The sequence below is a fragment of the Hyphomicrobium denitrificans 1NES1 genome, from assembly GCF_000230975.2.
In the GTDB taxonomy this organism is placed as follows: domain Bacteria; phylum Pseudomonadota; class Alphaproteobacteria; order Rhizobiales; family Hyphomicrobiaceae; genus Hyphomicrobium_B; species Hyphomicrobium_B denitrificans_A.
On the sequence record NC_021172.1, the window covers coordinates 270,172 to 290,340 of the forward strand.

20 protein-coding genes are annotated in these 20,169 nt (G+C 60.0%); 6 read left to right on the forward strand and 14 right to left on the reverse strand.

Features of this window, described 5'->3' with window-relative positions; translation table 11 throughout:
* Positions 1 to 112 precede the first annotated feature (112 nt).
* The 3 genes from HYPDE_RS01245 to pssA are packed head-to-tail and all read left to right on the forward strand — an operon-like array spanning position 113 to position 3,326.
* Complete coding sequence (locus HYPDE_RS01245; protein ID WP_015596502.1) at positions 113 to 1,579, forward strand: Do family serine endopeptidase; 1,467 nt, start codon at positions 113 to 115, stop codon at positions 1,577 to 1,579.
* A 43-nt stretch (positions 1,580 to 1,622) separates the two neighbouring features.
* Complete coding sequence (locus HYPDE_RS01250; protein ID WP_041320713.1) at positions 1,623 to 2,336, forward strand: phosphatidylserine decarboxylase; 714 nt, start codon at positions 1,623 to 1,625, stop codon at positions 2,334 to 2,336.
* 45 nt (positions 2,337 to 2,381) lie between these two features.
* Positions 2,382 to 3,326, forward strand: a complete 945-nt coding sequence (pssA, locus tag HYPDE_RS01255; protein ID WP_041319738.1) for a CDP-diacylglycerol--serine O-phosphatidyltransferase — start codon at positions 2,382 to 2,384, stop codon at positions 3,324 to 3,326.
* 6 nt (positions 3,327 to 3,332) lie between these two features.
* On the opposite strand, the gene HYPDE_RS01260 is transcribed toward pssA, so the two are convergent.
* The 9 genes from HYPDE_RS01260 to HYPDE_RS01305 all read right to left on the reverse strand — a co-directional run bounded on the left by HYPDE_RS01260 (position 3,333) and on the right by HYPDE_RS01305 (position 13,075).
* Positions 3,333 to 4,778 carry a mannose-1-phosphate guanylyltransferase/mannose-6-phosphate isomerase gene (locus HYPDE_RS01260; RefSeq protein WP_041319740.1) on the reverse strand — a complete coding sequence of 482 codons (1,446 nt, stop codon included), beginning with the start codon at positions 4,776 to 4,778 and terminating at the stop codon, positions 3,333 to 3,335.
* Between the two features lie 207 nt (positions 4,779 to 4,985).
* Positions 4,986 to 6,995: an ATP-binding protein gene (locus tag HYPDE_RS01265; RefSeq protein ID WP_015596506.1), complete on the reverse strand. Its 2,010-nt coding sequence runs from the start codon at positions 6,993 to 6,995 to the stop codon at positions 4,986 to 4,988.
* A 22-nt stretch (positions 6,996 to 7,017) separates the two neighbouring features.
* Positions 7,018 to 7,860 carry a sensor histidine kinase gene (locus tag HYPDE_RS01270; protein WP_244437751.1) on the reverse strand — a complete coding sequence of 281 codons (843 nt, stop codon included), beginning with the start codon at positions 7,858 to 7,860 and terminating at the stop codon, positions 7,018 to 7,020.
* 243 nt (positions 7,861 to 8,103) lie between these two features.
* Positions 8,104 to 8,826, reverse strand: coding sequence for an energy transducer TonB family protein (locus HYPDE_RS01275; protein WP_041319745.1), 723 nt, complete (start codon positions 8,824 to 8,826; stop codon positions 8,104 to 8,106).
* Positions 8,827 to 8,843: 17 nt separating this feature from the next.
* Positions 8,844 to 9,296 carry an ExbD/TolR family protein gene (locus tag HYPDE_RS01280; protein ID WP_015596509.1) on the reverse strand — a complete coding sequence of 151 codons (453 nt, stop codon included), beginning with the start codon at positions 9,294 to 9,296 and terminating at the stop codon, positions 8,844 to 8,846.
* A complete protein-coding gene (locus HYPDE_RS01285) occupies positions 9,296 to 9,979 on the reverse strand; it encodes a MotA/TolQ/ExbB proton channel family protein (RefSeq protein WP_051111945.1) in 684 nt (227 codons plus the stop codon). The genes HYPDE_RS01280 and HYPDE_RS01285 overlap by 1 nt, the downstream gene beginning before the upstream one ends.
* A 3-nt stretch (positions 9,980 to 9,982) precedes the next feature.
* Positions 9,983 to 10,438, reverse strand: coding sequence for a hypothetical protein (locus tag HYPDE_RS01290; protein ID WP_041319749.1), 456 nt, complete (start codon positions 10,436 to 10,438; stop codon positions 9,983 to 9,985).
* A gap of 445 nt (positions 10,439 to 10,883) precedes the next feature.
* Entirely contained in the window at positions 10,884 to 12,524 is a 1,641-nt protein-coding gene (locus tag HYPDE_RS01300; RefSeq protein WP_015596513.1) for a tyrosine-protein kinase domain-containing protein, read from the reverse strand.
* Between the two features lie 176 nt (positions 12,525 to 12,700).
* Positions 12,701 to 13,075: a hypothetical protein gene (locus HYPDE_RS01305; protein ID WP_015596514.1), complete on the reverse strand. Its 375-nt coding sequence runs from the start codon at positions 13,073 to 13,075 to the stop codon at positions 12,701 to 12,703.
* A gap of 197 nt (positions 13,076 to 13,272) precedes the next feature.
* On the opposite strand from HYPDE_RS01305, the gene HYPDE_RS01310 reads away from it, so the two are divergent.
* Positions 13,273 to 14,241 (forward strand): 2-hydroxyacid dehydrogenase, encoded by a 969-nt coding sequence (locus tag HYPDE_RS01310; RefSeq protein ID WP_015596515.1) that lies wholly within the window; start codon positions 13,273 to 13,275, stop codon positions 14,239 to 14,241.
* Positions 14,242 to 14,315: 74 nt separating this feature from the next.
* Here HYPDE_RS01310 and HYPDE_RS01315 read toward each other — a convergent pair whose 3' ends face one another.
* Positions 14,316 to 14,474 carry a GIY-YIG nuclease family protein gene (locus tag HYPDE_RS01315; protein ID WP_015596516.1) on the reverse strand — a complete coding sequence of 53 codons (159 nt, stop codon included), beginning with the start codon at positions 14,472 to 14,474 and terminating at the stop codon, positions 14,316 to 14,318.
* A gap of 22 nt (positions 14,475 to 14,496) precedes the next feature.
* Positions 14,497 to 15,840, reverse strand: coding sequence for an amidase (locus HYPDE_RS01320; RefSeq protein WP_015596517.1), 1,344 nt, complete (start codon positions 15,838 to 15,840; stop codon positions 14,497 to 14,499).
* Positions 15,841 to 16,085: 245 nt separating this feature from the next.
* Here HYPDE_RS01320 and HYPDE_RS01325 point away from each other — a divergent pair, with 245 nt between their 5' ends.
* A complete protein-coding gene (locus tag HYPDE_RS01325) occupies positions 16,086 to 17,288 on the forward strand; it encodes a pyridoxal-phosphate-dependent aminotransferase family protein (protein ID WP_041319754.1) in 1,203 nt (400 codons plus the stop codon).
* A gap of 27 nt (positions 17,289 to 17,315) precedes the next feature.
* On the opposite strand, the gene HYPDE_RS01330 is transcribed toward HYPDE_RS01325, so the two are convergent.
* The 3 genes from HYPDE_RS01330 to HYPDE_RS01340 form a co-directional block, all read right to left on the reverse strand.
* Complete coding sequence (locus HYPDE_RS01330; RefSeq protein WP_015596519.1) at positions 17,316 to 17,642, reverse strand: DUF2853 family protein; 327 nt, start codon at positions 17,640 to 17,642, stop codon at positions 17,316 to 17,318.
* An 82-nt stretch (positions 17,643 to 17,724) separates the two neighbouring features.
* Positions 17,725 to 18,114 carry a hypothetical protein gene (locus HYPDE_RS01335; protein WP_015596520.1) on the reverse strand — a complete coding sequence of 130 codons (390 nt, stop codon included), beginning with the start codon at positions 18,112 to 18,114 and terminating at the stop codon, positions 17,725 to 17,727.
* Positions 18,115 to 18,288: 174 nt separating this feature from the next.
* Positions 18,289 to 18,948, reverse strand: coding sequence for a DUF1007 family protein (locus HYPDE_RS01340; RefSeq protein ID WP_041319756.1), 660 nt, complete (start codon positions 18,946 to 18,948; stop codon positions 18,289 to 18,291).
* Between the two features lie 188 nt (positions 18,949 to 19,136).
* On the opposite strand from HYPDE_RS01340, the gene HYPDE_RS01345 reads away from it, so the two are divergent.
* Positions 19,137 to 20,126: a zinc ABC transporter substrate-binding protein gene (locus HYPDE_RS01345; protein WP_015596522.1), complete on the forward strand. Its 990-nt coding sequence runs from the start codon at positions 19,137 to 19,139 to the stop codon at positions 20,124 to 20,126.
* The last annotated feature ends 43 nt before the right edge of the window (positions 20,127 to 20,169 follow it).

Below are 20,169 nucleotides of genomic sequence, written 5' to 3' on the forward strand. Positions count from 1 at the left end.
CTCCCGTCCCGGCAATATGCTACGATCGTCACTTTGATGCTTCGATCTTGCGCCAATTAATCCTTATAGGTCCCGCCGGGCGCCGCGTGGGTCGGACACTGGAGTTCTCTTGATGATCGGAAAAAGTTCCGTGCTTTTGCCCCGACTGCTGCTCAGCGCGATCATGACGATGGCGCTGTTTTCCTGTCCGGCGCAGGCGTTTCAGAACGGCCCGACATCGGTTGCGCCGCTTGCAAAGAAACTGATCGACGCCGTCGTCAACATCGCGACCTCGCAGACCGTCAAAGGACCGAGCGGCGTGCCGCTGCCCAAGGTGCCGAAGGGGGCACCGTTCGAAGACTTCTTCGACGATTTCTTCAACAAGCGCGGCGGCATGCCCCATTCGGACCGCAAGATCTCGTCGCTCGGCTCCGGCTTCGTGATCGACGGCAAGGAAGGGCTGATCGTCACCAACAACCACGTCATCGAAGGCGCCGAGGAGATCGAGATCAATTTTCATGACGGCTCGAAGCTCAAGGTCGACAAGATCATCGGTCGTGACACGAAGGCCGATCTCGCACTGCTCAAAGTGACGCCGAAAAAGCCGCTCGCCGACGTCAAGTTCGGCTCGTCCGCGACTATCGAAGTCGGCGACTGGGTGATGGCGATCGGCAACCCGTTCGGGCTCGGGGGCTCCGTCTCCGTCGGGATCATCTCGGCGAAGAGCCGCGATATCAATTCCGGGCCCTACGACGATTATCTGCAGACGGATGCTGCCATCAACAAGGGCAACTCGGGTGGGCCGCTGTTCAACATGGATGGCGAAGTGATCGGCGTGAACACTGCGATCATATCGCCGACGGGTGGCTCCATCGGCATCGGCTTTGCGGTTCCGTCCGATACCGTTTCGAACGTCATCGATCAGTTGAAGCAATACGGAGAGGTCCGGCGCGGCTGGCTTGGCGTCAAGATCCAGACGGTGACGGACGACATTGCCGAAACGCTCGGCGTACCCGAAAACAGCGGTGCCTTGATCGCAGCCGTGACACCTGAAAGCCCTGCCGCGAAAGCGGGGCTCGAAGCCGGCGATGTGATCCTGAAGTTCGACAGCAAGGACGTGACGACGATGCGCGGCCTGCCGCGGATCGTAGCCCAGGCGCCGATCGGCAAAGCCGTCGACGTCGAGCTTTTGCGCAAGGGCCAACGCAAGACGCTGCAAGTGACGGTCGGCCGGCTCGACGATGGCGAGGATAACGACAGCGATCTCAAAGAGCAGGGCGGCGACAGCGCTGCTCCGGCGGGTGCGGCCATCATCGGTCTCAAGCTTTCGGCGTTGACGCCCGATCTCAGGCGGAAGTACGGGCTCGACGAGAAGATCAAAGGTGTCGTCGTCGAGGATATCGATCCGCAAAGTCCGGCGGCGAAGAAGGGCATCAAAGCGGGAGACGTCATCGTCGAGGCGGCGCAGGAGGCGGTGAACGATCCGAGCGACGTTGCGGCGAGCGTCGACAAGGTCAAGAAAGCCGGACGCAAGGCCGTGCTATTGCGGGTCGAAGACGGCAAAGGCGATCTTCGGTTTGTTGCCGTGCCAATCTCGTAACACACGCGGTTTTTGGCATTGAATGGTGCGCCAGGAGGCAAATGTGTCCGAACATCACGGCATTCTCGATACCATCTTTGAATCGTTCTCTCCGGTGCACCCGGACGGGCATAAGTTCATCGCCATCGGCGCGGTCGTCACGCTGTTGTTCTTTCTGATCTATCCGCCGCTCGGGTGGATCGCGGCGTTGATCACTGCGTGGGTTGTTTATTTCTTCCGCGATCCGCAACGCGTCACGCCGTTGCGGCCGGGTCTCGTCATCTCGGCGGCGGACGGCAAGATTTCGTCGATCGAAAAAGTGACGCCGCCGGCCGAGCTCGGCTTGGGATCGGACGAGCGGGTTCGCATCTCGACGTTCCTTTCGATCTTTGACGTGCATATCAATCGGGCACCCGTAGCCGGACGCATCGTGCGCTCGCTTTATGTGCCGGGTGCCTTCCTGAACGCTGCGCTCGATAAGGCGAGCGAGGACAACGAACGGCGCATTCTGGTCATCGACACGGCGAACTACGGCGAGATTGGCGTCGTGCAAATCGCCGGGCTCGTGGCACGGAGAATTGTGACATTCTCGCAGATGGGGGATACCGTCGGCGTGGGGCAGCGGTTTGGCTTGATCCGCTTCGGTTCGCGCGTCGATGTTTATTTGCCGCCCGGTAAAGTCGCCCTTGTGAGTGTTGGGCAACGAGCGGTTGCGGGTGAGACGGTTTTAGCCGATCTTCAGTCGGTAGAGCCCGAGCGAGAGGCGCGCCTCGGCTAAACGGACGGTCGGGCGGCTGCGCGCGTGTGGCCAGAGGAGGCTGCCATGGACATGGACGAACCACTGCTGGAAACGGAAACGCGTCGTCGGCGGCGACGGTCGCTGTTCCGGCATCGGCGAGTGCCGGTGCGGATGCTGGTGCCGAACTTCTTTACGCTGCTCGGCCTCTGCGCGGGGTTGACTTCAATCCGCATGGGGATCGAGGGCCGCTACGATCTGGCTCTTGCCGCGATCGTGTTCGCAGGTTGCCTCGACGGTATCGACGGCCGCATCGCGCGGCTTCTCAAAGCCTCATCGCGCTTCGGGGCCGAGCTCGACAGTCTCGCGGATTTTGTCAATTTCGGCGTCGCTCCGGCTTTCCTCATTTTCAACTGGGGCCTCGGCGACCTCAAAAGCGCGGGCTGGATCTGCGTGATGATTTTCGCGCTGGCCTCGGCGCTTCGGCTGGCGCGATTCAACACGGCGATCGACGAAGAAAAGCCGAAATGGCAATCGAATTATTTTATCGGAATGCCGACGCCCGCCGCGGCCATTGCGGTTCTGCTGCCCGTTTACATCTCTCAACTCGGGTTCGACGAGATCAAAGCTCATTGGGCGCTGACGATCGTACTCGTCTATACGCTTTTCATCGCCTTCATGATGGTTTCAACGATCCCCACCTATTCCGGCAAGCTGCTTGGCGAGCGCGTCGGGCGGGAATGGGTGTTGCCGATTTTCGTGATTGCGGTTGCGGTCGTCGCGATGCTGTTCACGTATCCCTATCAGACGCTGACTGCGATTACGGTTGCCTATCTGGCTTTCATTCCGCTGAGCTGGCGGAACTTTCATGACAAAGCTGAAAAGGGCGATGAGGCGGATGCGATGATAGCTTCTGGATCTTCGGCTGCAGTATCGGGCGGTACGTCTCCGCCGGCAGAGAGCGCCGTCGAAGAGCCGCCGAAGACGACGGGCCGCATTTTCACGCTGCGGTCTACGGATCAGCCGAAGTAAGAGCGCTTATTTCGTTTCTTCGGGCGCCCGATGGTAGATGTCGTCCGTGCGCAGGATGTCATCTTCGCCGAGGTATGATCCGATCTGAACCTCGATGATTTCGACCGGCACTTTGCCGGGATTTTCGAGACGATGCCATTGTGTTGCGACGATGTAAACGCTCTCGTTCTCGCGCACGAGCTGCTCGCGCTCGCCGATGACGACGCGTGCGGTCCCCTGCACGACAACCCAATGCTCGGAGCGATGATGGTGCATTTGCATGGAGAGCACGCCGCCGGGCTTTACATGCAGCAGCTTAACCTGGAAGCGCGGGCCGATATTCAATGTCTCGAAGTATCCCCAGGGGCGGTAATTTCTAAGGTGCTGCTCCTGCTCCTTGCGGTTCGATTGCCGTAAACGCTGCACGATCTTCGAGACGTCCTGCGTGCGGCTTTTATCGGCGACGAGCAATGCGTCGGGGGTGTCGACGATAACGAGGTCCTTGACGCCGATGGTCGAGACGATGGCCTTTTCGGAATGGATAAAGCAGTCCGAAGTATCTTCCAGGACGGCTTCGCCCTTGACGAAATTGCCGACGTCATCCCGCGGAGCGATGTCCCAGAGCGACGACCAGGAGCCGACATCGTTCCAGCCGACATCGAGTGGCAAGACGGCCGCGGCTTCGGTCTTTTCCATGACGGCATAGTCGACCGAAATGTTCGGGGCCGCCGCGAAGCCATTTTTGTCGAGCCGCAAAAATCCGAGGTCTTCCTTCGCGCCAGCGAGCGCCGCGCGCGCGGCGTGCAATATCTCAGGGTGCAGCCGTTCGATCTCGTCGAGGAAAGTTCTGGCGTTCAGCACAAAGATGCCGCTGTTCCAGGAGCGGTCGCCAGCCGCCAGATAAGCTTCGGCTGTCGCGCGATCGGGTTTCTCCGCAAAGGATTCGACGGTGAAAGCGCGACCGTCGAAACCCGCGAGCGGGCGCCCCTGCTTGATGTATCCGTAGCCGGTGTGCGGTTCGGTCGGCTTGATTCCGAAGAGGACGAGCCTGCCGGTTGCGGCGACGTCGGCTGCACGTTTGACGGCGTCCGCGAACAGCGTGTCGTCCTTCACGACATGATCGGACGGCATCACCGCGAGAATCGCCTTGGGACTTGCTTCGAGCGCCACCAAAGCCGCGACGGCGATTGCCGGCGCCGTATTGCGTGCGACGGGTTCGAGGACGATCGCGAGAGGATCTATCCCCAGGCGCTCGACTTCCTCGCGGATGAGAAAGCGATGGTCGTTGTTGCAAAGAAGGATCGGTGCCTTAAAGCCCGATGCTTGTCTCAGACGGGTCAGGGCGGCCGAGAGAAAGCTGCCATTTTGGCTGCTGAAGAATCGGATGAACTGCTTCGGATACATCGACCGCGAAAGCGGCCAGAGCCGCGTGCCGGAGCCGCCAGACAGGATTACCGGATAAATGTCGTTCATCGACGGACCCAAGCCCCATTAACGAATGAGCCGCGAGGTACGGCGCCAGCTTTACAACGTCGCTGCAGTCGGATTGGTAAACCAGTCCCAGAAGCTGAACCGCTTTTGTCTTTTTCACGCACTTCTTCGCTGCCCGCCGCGAGGTCGTCTTGATCGAACCGGATCATGCGGCGCGATGCAAGACCTGATTGAAAAGAGGGATAAAGATCAGCCGTGCGGGCGGGTCAGCCTGTCCCTGAGCGAGCGCAACGAGCCTACCGTTCCGATCGGTTCGGATGGGCCACGAGACGGCGCTGGCGACATCGTCGGCTGGGCGGTTCGCTCGCTCATCATCGGAGCCGGGCCTCCGCTTCGCACGCTCTGGCTTGCCGTTTGCACAAGCGAGGACGGCGTGGCCTCCCGGCGCGAAACGGGATAGCCATTGCCCGGGGGCGCCGGTGGGACGGTGTTTCCCCGTGTGGCGGCAACTTCACGTCTTGGCTCGCTCTGCGGAGGGGCGGCAGCCACGGGAACAGGGTTGAGGCTCAGCGCATCCGCCATCATGGACATGTTATACGAGTTGTCCCCTGTCGCGGTGCCGGACAAGCGCCAGCGCTCGACGATGTGTTCGAGGAAGCCATCGTCGCCAAGTGACTTCTGCCACATTTCGGAGAAGCGTGCGGTCGAAGACCGGGGCAGAGCGTGTGGCGGCAGCTCGTCGAACTTGATGCGAACCGGAAGCGCCATGCCATCGCCGAATGCAATCGCCTCCCGCTGACCGAGCGACGGGAGGAATTCAAGAAGGCCGGCACCGGTATCGGCAACCGCCGAGGCGACGATCTCCTGGTCGCGATCGTTCGACATTCGGAGCGCGAAGACGGTGTTGCACTGAGACAGGATGGTCGGGTCGATTTCGGCGGGACGCTGCGTGACGATGCACAACGAGGCGCCGTATTTGCGGCCTTCCTTGGCGATCTTCGCGATGGCGCGCTTGCAAGGCTCGAAGCCGAGGGCACTGTTCACGGGGACGTAGCGATGCGCTTCCTCGCAGATGAGCGTCACCGGGACCTGGCCTTCGCTCCAGAGCGCGAAATCGAACGTCAGCCTGCACACCACGGATACGACAACGTTGACGATCTCGGATGGAATGCCAGTGAGTTCCAGAATCGTGATCGGCTTGTTGTTGACCGGGACGCGGAATATGCGGCTCAGAATCTGGGTCATGCTGTCGTAAACGGTCAGCGAGCCGAACATGAAGGAATAGCGCACATCCCTCGAAACCATTTCGATGCGGTTCTTCAGATTGCGGTAGGGCGTCAGATCTCTTTTGTTCTCCAGCCTGCCCATGCGCTCGTCGATGAGGGCAACGAGCTCGGATATGCGATAGGGAACCGGCGTATCGACGGTAAAGCGGCCATTGTCGGAGGTGCGGCGCGGCTTTGTGCCTTCTCCGGCACGGCTACTGGCGTAGCGGCTTTTCGCGATCGGGATCAGATCCTGGAGGACATCGGTTTCGGTCTTGCGTTCGCCATCCCCGACGAGCACCTCGACGATTTCCTCGAACGTCAGGAGCCAGTACGGCAAGTGCATGTTACGTGGCGAGATGACCTCCGCCCATTCGGTGAAGGCCGTCGCGTATTCGTTGTGCGGATCGAGCAGGACGATGTGGGCAGCAGGATTCTTTTCCAGAATCGACCGCAGTATCAGAGCTGTGGTGCACGATTTGCCCGTGCCCGTGGTGCCGAGGATCGCGAAGTGCTTGCCGAGCAATTCGTCGACGCGCACCATGGCCGGGATTGAACTATCCTGCCGGATGCAGCCGACGCGGATCGTCTCGCCAGCGTCGCCGCAGAAGGCGCATTGGAGCTCGGATTTCGATGCGAGGCGGGCGCGGTCGCCGAGCGCCGGATAGTTCGTCACGCCGCGATTGAATTTCGACGGCTTACCGTCCTTGGATTTGATCAGCTCGCCGACAAGGCCGATTTCGGCGATCCAAACTTCGCCGTCGCCTTCGCGCTGCGAGGGTACCGGGACGCTCAGCGCGGAGACGATCGCCAAGACGAGCGCGCTCGATGTGTCGATGGCGATCAGCGTGCCCATGTCGGGCCCATCATTGAGAGCGCGGGAACGCGGGTCTATTCCGCCATCCAGCAATACGATCGCCTTCGATCCGTTGACCGAGACGATGCGGCCGATGGATGCGTCGGGGGGCCGGCCCTTTTCGTTTTGGCTGTTCATGGGCTGATTTCTTTTTGCACTCTCAGGCGGCCGAATTTCTGACGCCATACATCGTTGCCGCGGCGGAGGTCGTTACGGCGTCTCGCCCCGGAAACGTGATGACGACTTCCGTGCCTTCATTCTGTTGCGAGGCGATGTAAAGCGCTCCGCCGTGCAGCTCGACGAGTGCTTTCGCAATCGGAAGCCCAAGGCCCACGCCTTCGCGCCAGCGCGACCGGCCGCCATCGACCTGGCCAAATGGTGTCATCGCGACTTCGATTTCATCGGGGCTCATGCCGACGCCGCTATCGCGAATAGCGACGATGACCCCCTGGTCGATCGTGCGCAGCGCTTTTACGGCAATCGTGCCGTCGACCGGGGTGAACTTGATCGCGTTCGAGAGGATATTGGCAAAGATCTGCTTCAACTTCACGGCGTCGCCACGGATCATCGGAAGATCGGGGGCGATCACGGCGTCGAAGTCGATCTGGCCCGCTTCCGACTGGTGGCGGAATGCGTCAATGCTGTCGGTGAGGATGCCCTCGATGTTTATCTCGCGGCTGTCGATGGCGTACTTGCCGCTTTGCAGCTTGGAAATGTCCAGGATGTCATTGATGACGGAAAGCAGGTGGCCTGCCGCATCATTGATCAGCATTGCGTATTCGACGATTTCCTTGTCGGGGAGGCGGCGTTCCTGATGCTGCGTCAATAACTTGGAAAAGCCGATCACCGTATTGAGCGGCGTTTTCAGCTCGTGGCTCATGTTGGCGATGAATTCGGACTTCACCTTGCTCGCGAGCTCGCTCTCGATGCGCGCGGAATGCTCGGCGACGCGCGCCCGATGACGCAAAACGGCGTCGCTCAGCAGCGACGCGTATTCGGTCATCAGTGAGTTCGTCTTCGGGTTTCCTGCGGAGCCGAAAAGCATCGTGCAGCCTAACGCGGTGCTGATAACAAGCTTCAATCTATGGGCGGGTGCCTAATCCAAGGTTAAGGGATGGTGCATTCACCCTATCCTTGACCGCGCTTGGCATCGAGACAGGTCTCGTCTGGCCGGCCAATCGGCAATCGAAGTCAATAAAGGGTTTATTGAAAGCAATAATTTGTAAATATTCGAGTGGGAGCACCGTCAGCGCATGACGAACTTGAACGGCTGCGTGAACGCAAGCGGCTTGATGCTGACTTCCGGAGGGATCGGCGGGAAGGGCGCGGCCCGGTCGAGGGCAGCCGTCGCGGCGTCGTCGAGGACCTTCGATCCGGAACTTTTCGCGACTTCCTTGGACAGCAATTTTCCATCGACGTCGATCGTGAAGCGTACGATGACCGTGCCGGCTATTGCAGACCGGGGGTTTACCTTGGCCCGCTGCACGTGATCGTTGACCTGGCCCAGATAGAGACCCAGCATCTTCGCGTTGCCGCCCGATTTCTCTTCGCCCGAACTTTGCTGGGTGACGACCGCGATCTGCTCGGGTTGCGACTGCGCCTGAACGGCCTCCGGCGGAGGCGGCTCCTTGATGGGCGGGGGGTCATCCGTCTTGACGACCTCCTGCTCGACTGTGCTTTCCTCGGAGGCGATGACGTCGCGAAGCTCGTCGGGCTTGACCTGTTCCGGTGGCGGGGGCGGCGCGGCCTGTACCGGCTTGATTTCTGCCGTCTCGATCGTCTCCATCGCGTCGCCGAGCTTGGAAATTCCTTCTTCTGCGATCCCTTGCTCGACGAGGACGATGTCGGTGCCCTTTCCCATATCGAGAGCTTCTGAATTCGCGTCGCGTAGCGCCGGCAACATGGCATAACCGATCGAGCCGTGGATGAGCACGGAAAGCACAACCGCAATCATTCGTAGCCAGGTCATTCCGTCGGCTCGCGATTTCAGTTCATTTCGGTTTTTGCCGAAGGCGAGGGCTGCGAAAGGAGCGAGACGCGGGAGAAGCCCGATTCCCCGACCTTTCCGAGCAGCTCCATCACCTCCCCGTATGCAATCTTCCTGTCAGCGCGGACATACACGACGCCGTCGCCCTCCTGGGACTTGATGTCCATCAGGCGAGAGACGAGCGTTTGTGCCGTTACTTCTTCGTCACGGATGTAAATTTTGCCGTCGGTCGACAGCGAAACCACCATCGGCTTCTTGATGGCCCCGAGTTTGGAAGCCGACGTTTTCGGCAGCTCCAGCGGTACGCCCTGCACCATCAGCGGTGCTGCGACCATGAAAATGATCAACAGCACCAACATGACATCGACGAACGGCGTGACATTGATTTCGGCAAGCGGCTTGTAGCCGTTGTCGTCATCGCCGGACGAACCGCTTCCGACTGCCATTCCCATCAGTTCATACCCTCTACGCCGCCCCGCGACAGCGAGCGCGCAAGACCGACAATGGCAGGCGCAACGCGATCGGCTGCGCGACCGAGTGCAACGGTGATCTGGTTATAAAAAACGACCGCCGGAATTGCGGCTGCGAGTCCGACGGCGGTTGCAAACAATGCTTCGGCAATACCGGGGGCAACGACAGCGAGGCTCGTGTCCTTCGACTGCGCGATCGCCGTAAACGAGTTCATGATGCCCCAGACGGTCCCGAACAGCCCGACGAACGGGGCGGCAGAACCTAGCGTCGCCAGGAACGGCAATCCCTGCTCGATGCTTTTCAACTGTCGTTTCGTTGCGCTGCGCATAGCGAGTTCGAGGCGATCGCGAACTTCGCCGGTCGAACCATCACGGGCGCCTTCGGTCCATTCGGTGCGTGCTGCATCGATGATGGCGCGGACGAGGCCGGACGATTTTGCGGCCGGAAGGGTTCCGGTTTGGCCGCTTTTCTCAAGCTGCTTGATCTCGCGATTGACGAGCCAGACGCGGATCAGCTTCTCGAACGTCATTGCCCAACATACGACCGAAGCAGAGAGAAGGCCGATGATGATGCACTTCACGACGATGTCGGCATGATGGAAAAGTCCGAGTATCGATAAATCCCGGCCGGCAATTTCTTCTGCCAATAGGTACAAGGCGGTCACCGCTTACTTTGAAAGTTGAACTTTTGTGAGTGTCGACGTCGTCAGATTCTGGAGACAGTTTTCGGCTGGTCCTGTCCCGGTCTTGCATTCGAGCACGTCGTTGACGAGCAGCGACCCGATCTTGTCGCAAGATATCGCATCGATATCGAACAGCTTGACCGTCTTCTTTTTCGGATGGAGCGGTCCGAGCTCCAGCGAGAAACGTTTGCCGATGACGCCATCCGTCTGAAACAGCACCAGATCGACCTTGTAGGACTGATATGACGTGTCCGTCGCATTATTGACGACGAGATAGGCGCGGCAGTTCTTGTCGACGGGATCGAGCTTGTTCAGTTCGATGTGTACGGATGCTGCTGCGGGCTCGTTCGATTGCGGTTCAGCTCCCGCCATCGGAGCCGCAAGTACCGTTGAAGCCAGGACTGCACACGGCAATAGGACACGCTTCAGAGTTCCGATCACGGTCTAACTTTCTGTTCCGGAAATGGGCATCGTTGCCGAAATGCGTGTAGCGATTTTAGGACGCTGTTGCCAGTATCAAATGCGTAAGAATGCGCTCTGTGATGTCGCGGCGCGCACTGTCACGACGATTTGATTTAGAACGATTTTTAGAAGGCCTGGAAGTTGGGCGCGCGATGTCTTTGTGCGCTGCATTGCATCGAGAAAAATTCCCGACGCGCGAGCAGTTTTTCCGCATGTGAGTTGCTTCTGTTGCTGATCTACAACCTTGAGCGCGTGCAATTCCTCTATCGCGGAACTATTCCGATGCTGGAAGAGGAATGAGGAGCGCAAACCCAATGACCTCGTTGCGGGATGGGCGCGCTTAACATTGCTGCTTCATGGGGGCGCTATGGAGCGATTTCAGTTCGCGGAACCGCGGCCGCGTGGCATCGGCCGACGGGCCGCATCAGGCCGCATGTGTCCTGAAGGCGGGCACAGGTGCGACGGTCCGCATCTCTTCGAGGATTTCGTAGAGACTCATGATCGCCGTATCTTCTCTGTCGGCGATGTCGGTCAATGCGGCTCCGACAATCTTGGGCTGGTGGGCAGCGATTTTACCTAAGGCTTGCCTGGCGAGCCGCTTCGGCGTCTTTTGCCAGGCGGTCACGAATACGATGTCGTCGGCCAGTTCGGCGAGGGTGTGTGCATCGCCGACGGTGAGCAACGGGGGCCCCGACATGACGATGGTGACAAAGTCCCGCTTCAGTGCCGTCATCGAATCGGCGAAGGCCTTCGACCGCAAAATGTCGCGTACCGGGAGCGGAATCGGCGTCGGTCCGCAGGCGGGCAGAAAATGAAGTCCCGTTGCGCAATCGCGGAGGATGGCGCTTTCGACCGGCTTGCGATTGACAATCTGGTCCAGGAGTCCGGACGAACTTCGGCCTGCGAGCTGCCGCGTCAAACTCCCCATGCGCAAATCAGCGTCGACAAGCAACGGCGAGTGTCCGGCGACCGCGTATTGATGCGCGATATTGGAGGCGAGGCATTCAGCGCCTTCTCCTGGAAGCGCCGAGACGACCAGCGTCAAGCGGGACGGAGCACCGCTGCGGCGCTTTTCGAGTTCGCGACAGGTTTCGCGAACCGCCTCGGCATACTGGCCCCTCGGCTCGGCCAGAACGAACCGGCAGGCGCGCGCGGATGTTGCATCGTGCGCCGGGATCGTGGGCAGCGATGTCATATGCGGGCATGCAAACGCATGCTCGACGCGTGATGCGCGTGTGGATGTTTTGAATTCCAGCAACAGTGCAAGTCCGACTGCTGCGACAAGCCCGAGGGCAAAAGCTACTCCGGCGGTGCGCGCGGGCTTTGCTGCCGTTGCCTCGCGCGGTGGCACGGCCGCGGCAACGATGCTGGGGCCCGGAACTTCGGAGTTCTGTCCAAATTGTGCGAGGAGGGATGCGAAGACGCGTTCGGACTCCGTTATTATGCCGTCGCCGTCGATGTCGTCTTTTAACCGTTGCCCCAGCATCGTCGCCGCGGTTTCAGCCGAAGATTTTCCTGCGGCCCAGTCTTTCAGATAGGCGTCCGCAACAGCGTTGGCGATGCGGGCAGACTTGACCGGATCGCTCGATGAAATGCGGATGCTGACGAGCAGCGTGTTGCGCAGGCGCGAGACGGAAAGACGCTTCAGGAGAGCAGCCTCGGTGTTCCTCTCGGGTGTCGCGCCCAATAATCGCGAAAGCCAAGTTGCCGGCCAGTACGATTTGAACTCCGGATCATCGTCAAGATGAAGCGCATCGATGGCGCCGCGGATGACGGGTGCGGATTGCAATGCGCTCATCTCGGCTTCGATGGTCTGCTGATGGGGTTCGAGATCGGGGGCGTCCGATATCGTCGATTTCGACCTCTGGCGCGGATCGATCTGGACGGTGGCGGTAGCTTCGTACCGCTTCGGCAGAGCCAGGACGACGGTCACGGCGCAGAACGCAAGAAGAATGGGAAACGCCGCGATGGCCTTCATGCGCTTGTAGAGGGCGACGCGGATCAATGCGAAGTCCGACGCCTCGCTGCCCCTTTGCCGTTCAACCTGCCGGTCCTGTTGGTCCATGGGTCTGCAGCGCCGATCCGGCGCGATCGCGCCATTCGAAAGGCGATGGCTCTCCCCGAGCGATGCGCCGAATGATTCGTGCCATCATTGTCGCGGGCAAAAGTGAACAGGACGTTTGTGATGATTAACGCCGTCTTAACGAAGTTTTTCGGCGCCGGCCGAGAAGGGAGGCCGTTTCAGGGCGACAGTGTCGCGACGCCTGCGTGGAGATCGTAGGCGCAATGGGCGTTCGACTCTCCGGTGCCCGTCAGGACCAGATGCGGATTGCGGAAGCGCTGCTGCCATAACGGGTTCTGAGTATCCCATATGGCGACGTTCACGTCGGAATCGCCGAGGGTGACTTCGGCTGCCGACGCGGCGCTCCAAAGCTCCGAGACGGTTTGCGCGGACGCGACGGGGACCGTCTTCGCCGTCTGCTTTCGGCAAACCTCGATAGCGCGTTCACGGTAAGCGTCGACGAGGGCTTGTCCCACGACCGAGCGGTACATGCGGTCTTGCGTCCAGACCTTGAGGCTGGCGAGCAGCACCAGAATAATGACAACGAAGCGCATGGCCCGTGACCGAGACGAGAAAGCGTGAGCCTGGAGCCCTTTCTCCCGGATACATTGCGGCAAACGTGATGAAGAAATCGTTGCGGGGCGGGTGTTTGCGGTGCACTGCGCTGGTCTGACGGACTTGTCAGGTCCGCTCCGGTCAGGCACAAGCGGTGTATGCGACTAAAGTTCGAATGCCGGAGACTGTTCCCCAAATGTCCAAAAAGAAAATCCTGATTACCTGGCCTCTACCAGAAGCGGCCATGGCCCGCGCCCGGGCCAGCTATGACGTCATCGCGCACGGCGACAACCCGCGGATCACCATCGACGAATTGCTGGAGACGGCAAAATCGGTCGATGCGCTGCTGATTACGCTCAACGAGAAGTGCCGGAAAGACGTCATCGACAGGATGCCGGACAACATCAAGTGCATCTCGACGTATTCGATCGGCTTCGACCACATCGACCTTGACGCTTGCAAGGCGCGCGGCATCAAGGTCGGCAATGCGCCGCACGGCGTCACCGTCGCGACCGCGGAAATTGCGATGCTGCTTTTGCTCGGCTCGGCGCGTCGCGCGTCCGAAGGCGAAAAGATGATCCGCACGCGGTCTTGGCCGGGCTGGCAGCCGCTGCAGCTCGTCGGGCAGCGTCTCGACGGCAAAAAGCTCGGCATCTATGGCTTCGGCAAGATCGGGCAGGCGCTCGCGCAGCGTGCCCGTGGCTTCGACATGGACATTCACTACTACGACATCTATCGCGCCAAGCCCGAGGTCGAGGCGAAGTACAACGCCACGTATCACGACAGCCTCGACAGCCTGCTCAAGGTCTCGCAGTTTTTCTCGATCAATGCGCCGTCGACGCCGGAGACGCGCTATTTCTTCAACAAGGCAACGATCGAAAAGCTGCCGCAGGGCGCGATTGTCGTGAATACTGCGCGCGGCGATCTTGTGAAAGACGACGACATGATCGCGGCGCTGAAGTCCGGGCGGCTTGCGTATGCCGGTCTCGATGTCTTTGCAGGCGAGCCGAAGATCAACGAAGGCTATTACGACCTTCCAAACACGTTCCTGTTCCCGCATCTGGGCTCGGCGGCCATCGAAGCGCGCAACCAGATGGGCTTTGAATCGCTCGATAATATCGACGCGTTCTTCGCCGGCAAGGACATGCCGTTCAAGCTGGCTTGATCGATCCTCATCCGACTTCTGCGATGGCCGGGCTCGTCCCGGCCATTTTTGTTTTATGCCTAGTCGAAGACTTCCTAGTACACGATCATCTTCAGGCCATACCTTGATGTGAATTCTTCGATCAGGCCTTCGCGATGTTCATAGATCCGCCGTGCCAAATCATTCGTTACGCCAATGTAGATCGTTCCATTGCGCTTGTTGGCCATGATGTAGACGTAGAACTGCCGCTCCATCTGCTCATGCCCCTGGACGATGTTAAGCTGCGCGCTGGTGTTCCCGCATCATCCAGTTCGCGATGCGGAGAAGTCCGGCATCGTTTCCGCGAGCGCCGACGAGCTGCACGCCGACAGGCAGATCTTCGATCTCCAGCAACGGCAACGAGATGCAGGGCATGCCGAGGTAGGTCCAAAGCGCATTGAACAACGGGCTTCCGGTTCCACTTAAACCGACGAGCGCCGGGCCGGTAGCGGCGGGCGTCAGGATGGCATTGTAATCCGCGATCGCCGGTCTCAGGATTTCGTAAAGGCTCTCCTGGTCGGCGCGGGCGGCCGCGTAATCGGCGGCCGAAAACGAGCGGCCTTCGGCGATCACCTCTTTCAGCTTTTCGGAAACGCGATCCGGATTGGCGTCGGCAATTGGACCGTAGTTGCGTGCGATGTCGTAGAACTGCACGATCTGCGGCAGACGCAGAATGCTTTCGAACTCTGCCGGCAGTGCCGTTTCAACGATTTCGGCGCGGGCTCCGAAGCTTCCGGCGAACGCCTCGAACGCGGCGCGCATCGCAGGCTCGGCTTGCGCCCATGCGGGCGATTTGATGAACGCAAATCTCGGGGGGCGCTGGCGGGCTTCGGCGAGGCCGGCGACGAGCGACGGTTTCTCGGCAGGTGTCATGTCGGTGTCGGCGGCGTCGAACGCACTTATCGCATCGAACAGAAGCGCGATGTCCTCGACCGTGCGCGCGTATCCGCCGATCGTATCGAGCGGCGCCGACTGTTCGAGCACGCCGGTGCGCGACGTGTATCCGAATGTCGGTTTGAAGCCGACGACGCCACAGTAGGACGCCGGACGGATCGTCGAGCCTGCTGTCTGCGTTCCGAGCGCCAGCGGCACCTGACCATCGGCGACGGCCGCTGCCGATCCCGACGACGATCCGCCGGGCGTTCGCTTGAGGTCGTGCGGGTTACATGTCTTGCCCGGACCGAAGAAGGCGAGTTCCGTGGTGACAGTCTTGCCAAGGATGATGGCGCCGGCGGCTTTCAGTTGGGCGACGATGAAAGCATCCGCATCGGGCCTATGTCCCGCGAAGATCTCGGAGCCGTATTCGGTCGGAAAATCTTTCGTATCGATGATATCCTTGACGCCAACCGGAATGCCCGCAAGCGGGGGAACAGATCCGCCTGCCGCACGAAGCCTGTCGCTCGCACGCGCCGCGTCCAGCGCGCGCTCGGGTTCGACGTTCGTCCATGCTCCGACCGCCGCGTTCCGCTCGGCCATGCGCGCGAGACAAGAAGAAATGAGCGATTCGGAGGTCAATTGACCGGATTCGAGCTGGCGTTTCGCCTCGCTGGCCGTAAGTCCTCCGAAATGTGTATGGTTCATGCGCACCGCTTCCCCAGAAACCGGCAGAATTCAGCTTGCCGCTTGATGCGCCAGGCCCGGAAAAGTTGCAAGGTGGCGGCCGGGGCATCGTCGGTGTGAGGGAGAGGAAGCGATTTTTCCTGCCTTATGGGCGACCGAGACAAAAAGCGCCGCGCAAGCGGGCAAATGGGCTTTTCTGCCAATTGTATCCGGCCGACGGGCGTACTAGGACACCCGCAACGATTTTCCCACTTCTGAGGACGACAATGACCAGAGAGCCTCGCAGCCCCGGCAGACATTTCTTGCAGATTCCCGGGCCCACGCCCGTCCCGGAACGGATTCTGGCGGCCATGTCGCGCCAGATGCTCGACCACCGCGGGTTGGAATTTCAGCAACTCGGCCGCCGCGTGCTCTCGGGCATCAAAGGTATTTTCAAGACCCAGAGCCACGTCATCATTTACCCGTCGTCCGGCACCGGCGCGTGGGAAGCGGCCCTTACCAACACGCTGTCGCCCGGCGACAAGGTCTTGATGTGCGAGACGGGACAGTTCGCCGTGCTCTGGGCGGCGATGGCCGCGCGGCTCGGACTCGAGCCGGAAGTCATTCCGACGGATTGGCGCATCGGCGCCGACGCAAATCTTATCGAAAAGGCGCTCAAGGCCGACAAGGCACATAAGATCAAGGCGGTCTGCGTCGTGCACAACGAAACGTCGACCGGCTGCCTGACGCGCCTCGACGAAGTGCGCAAGGCCATGGACGCCGTGCACCATCCGGCGCTGCTGATGACGGATAGCATCTCCGGCCTCGTATGCGCCGACCTGCGCCACGACGAGTGGGGCATTGATGTCACCGTCTCAGGCTCGCAGAAGGGTATGATGCTGCCGCCGGGGCTGTCGTTTACCGCGGTCAGCGCCAAGGCGCTCGAAGCGTCAAAGAAGGCGGAGCTTCGCTGCTCGTACTTCTCGTGGAGCGATATGCTGGCCAATAACTCGAACGGCTTCTTCCCGTATACGCCAGCAACCGGCTTGCTCTACGGCCTCGCGGAGGCGATCGACATGATCAACGAGGAGGGGCTCGAAAACGTGTTCGACCGGCACGAGCGCCTCGCCGAGGCGACGCGCCGGGCGGTCGAAGCCTGGGGCTTCGAGACCCAATGCCGGGATGCGAAGTATTATTCGCCTGCCGTGACCACGGTGGTCATGCCGGACGGCCACAACGCCGACGCTTACCGCAAGATCGTGCTCGACAATTTCAATATGTCGCTTGGCACCGGTCTCAACAGGCTTGCGGGCAAGGCGTTCCGCATCGGCCATCTTGGAGATACCAACGAGCTGACCATCCTCGGCGCATTGACGGGCGTCGAAATGGGCTTCGAACTGGCGGGCGTGCCTTACAAGAAAGGCGGCGTTCAGGTGGCGATGAACTTCATCGCGGAGACGGCCGAGCAGGCCAAGGCCGTCGCAGCCTGATCCTGCTCCGCGCGCTGGGGCTTTCTTTTATGCCCCAGCGAGGCTTGCGAGTTTGCCGGTCTTTTCGGCGAGCAGATAATAGAATGTAACCCGGCTCTTGCGCGTCTCGCCCTTCATCGTGGCGCAGACGTCGGCGATGACCTTGTCGAGTTTGGCGTCATCGTCCGACAACTTCAGTTTTTTCTTCAGCCAGCTTTCGCGCACAGTCGCGAGCTCGTCCTTGCTCGAACATGAGACAAGAGAAGCATCGGCGCTCTTGAGCGCTATGCCGAGGTGCTTGACGATCGCTGCAACAGCCTTCTCGTCGACGTTCGGCTGATAACGCTTGATGTCATCGGAATAATTGACGCTCATATCGACCTTCCTTCTGACTGCGCCCCAGCCGTCTCTTGGGTGCAACATTAACTTTGGAGGATCGAAAAGGCGAGCCGCGATGTCACGGCGCAGAGGCGATGAGATAGTTAATCGAATGGAAGAAATTCTCAGGGCCGACATAGCCTGCGATGCGGCCAACTTCGCGATGTGATTTCACGATGACGAACGTCGGGACGATATTGACGGTCGACGTGAGATCGAGGCGGGCCGTGTCGATATCGTTTACGTCCAGGAATCGCACCGGCGCTTCCTTGCCTTGCTCGGAGGCTTCGTAGGCCGGCAGCACATCGCGCCGGAAAAGCTTGCAGTAAATGCAGCCATCGGCCTCGACGACGATCAGCTCGAATGCGTTCGAGGGCGGCGTGCTTACGGTATCGAGATCGGCACGGGAAGCGCCGAGAGGCAAGCTCATCATGAGCGCAAAGAAAAATCCGACGAGTATTCTGCGCATGGCGTCCGTTCCGTAAATGCGAACCGGGATGCCTCACATTTAAATCGAAGTCGATTGCTCGGTGCCAAAAATTAAAGGGCTAGTTAATCGATGTTTCAGAATGGAACGGTCGCGTTTTCCTTGCTCCATTAATAAGGAAACAAGCGCCGCTGCGCGTAAAGGTTTCGAGAGTGCCTATGACTTCTTACAGCTGAGCGCCACGGTCTTATAGGACCCGAACCCGATAGCGGCGCCGCCGAACTGCTGCGCGATCGCGTCGCCAAGTTTTTTTGATTGCGCGTCGACCTTTTCAGCGTCGGGATCAATCAGCGATGCGCTGCAGCCCGGGGGCGCGGCTGCGAGCTTTACCGCGTCGGTCTTTTCCGGTTCGAAGGCGATGAAGTACGACGGATCGAAAACCGCAAACGTCAGGCCCTGAGCGTCGGCGAAAACCGGCTTCGCGAGAGACAAGTGGAAGTGAAGCTTCAACACCTTGTTGGTGTATTCGAGCCTGGCGTTCGTGGGCGGTGAGAATGCCAGCTCCTCGGTTCCGAGCTTGGCAACGGTGAAATAGTTGAAGTCTTTGAGACCATCCATGTTGACTTTCAGCAGCGGCTCCAACTCGGTCTGGTCGTAGTTGCCGTCATTGTTGGTATCGAGGCCTTCGAGCGCCATGACCGCGTATGCGTCGTCGAACGACCAGATGTGGTCGACGCCGGTGACCATGCCTTTGTCGTAGTCGACGGTCATCTCGTACGTGACCCACATGTGGGGATGTGCGAGCGCCGGCGTTCCGATCGTCAACACGGCAGCGACGGCGAGCAGCGCGCCAAATTGCTTTGCGTTCGAAATCACCCCAATGGCCTCATATGCTTTGCCGGAAACGACTACGCCTCTGCTGATACCGTCGCATCGTGAACGTGGCGACAATGCGACATGGCTTTAATCTCCGATGGATTTCAGGTCCTCCGGTTCAGGGCCTTGCGGCCGATCGGTGAATATTGTTATATTATACGATCTTTATTGCAATCAGCGGGTCTTCGATGGCAACGTTCAATCCGGCACCGTTCCGTGCCGGCGCGGTTTTGCTTGCGGCGCTTTTTTCCGGCTCCGTGGCGGCGGCCGAACCGCCGAAAGTCGTCGTCACGATCAAGCCTATCCATGCCCTCGTCAGTCAGGTGATGGCGGGTGCCGGAAATCCTACATTGCTCGTCGGCGGTGCGGCATCGCCGCACACCTTCTCGCTAAGGCCGTCGACGGCCCGCGCGATCAACGAGGCCGACGTTTTCATTCGAACGTCCGAGTCACTTGAGCCATTCACACGCAAGATCACGCAGGCCCTGCCGTCGAGCGTTACCGTCCTGACGCTTGCAGACGCGCCGGGGGTCACGCTTCTCGACCAGCGGCAGAGCGGCACGTTCGAGCCGCACGTCCATGTGCATCCGATCGAGGAAGAGCATGTCGATAGCGGAACTCATGACGCGCACGCAGATCGCGATGACGACGACGAAGGCAAGGATGGGCATATCTGGCTCGATCCGCAAAATGCCAAAGCGATCGTTGCAGCCGTGACGAAGACGCTCGCGGCGCGATATCCCGAACATGCCGATCGGTTCGCGTCGAATGCCGCGGCGCTCGACCGACGCCTCGATTCCTTGAATCAGGAAATCACGGCGGAGTTGAGCAGGGTACGAAACAAACCGTTCATCGTTTTTCACGACGCGACGCAGTACTTCGAAAATCGTTACGGCTTGAACGCCGTCGGTTCGATTACCGTCAGCCCGGACATACCGCCGAGTGCAAGGCGCCTGACGGAAGTGCGCCAGAAGATCGTCTCGCTCGGTGCCGTTTGCGTGTTCAGCGAGCCAGATTTTCAGCCGAAGCTCATTACCGCGGTGACTGAGGCGACGACAGCGCGTTCAGGAACGCTCGATGCGGAAGGATTGATGCTGACGCCTGGGCCGGACCTCTATTTCGACCTGATGCGCGACCTCGCACACAACCTTGCGCGTTGCCTCGGCGCTAAGAGCTGATTGCTGCTTCAGCTCCGCAGCCGTGCCCGAACGCGAGAGTCGA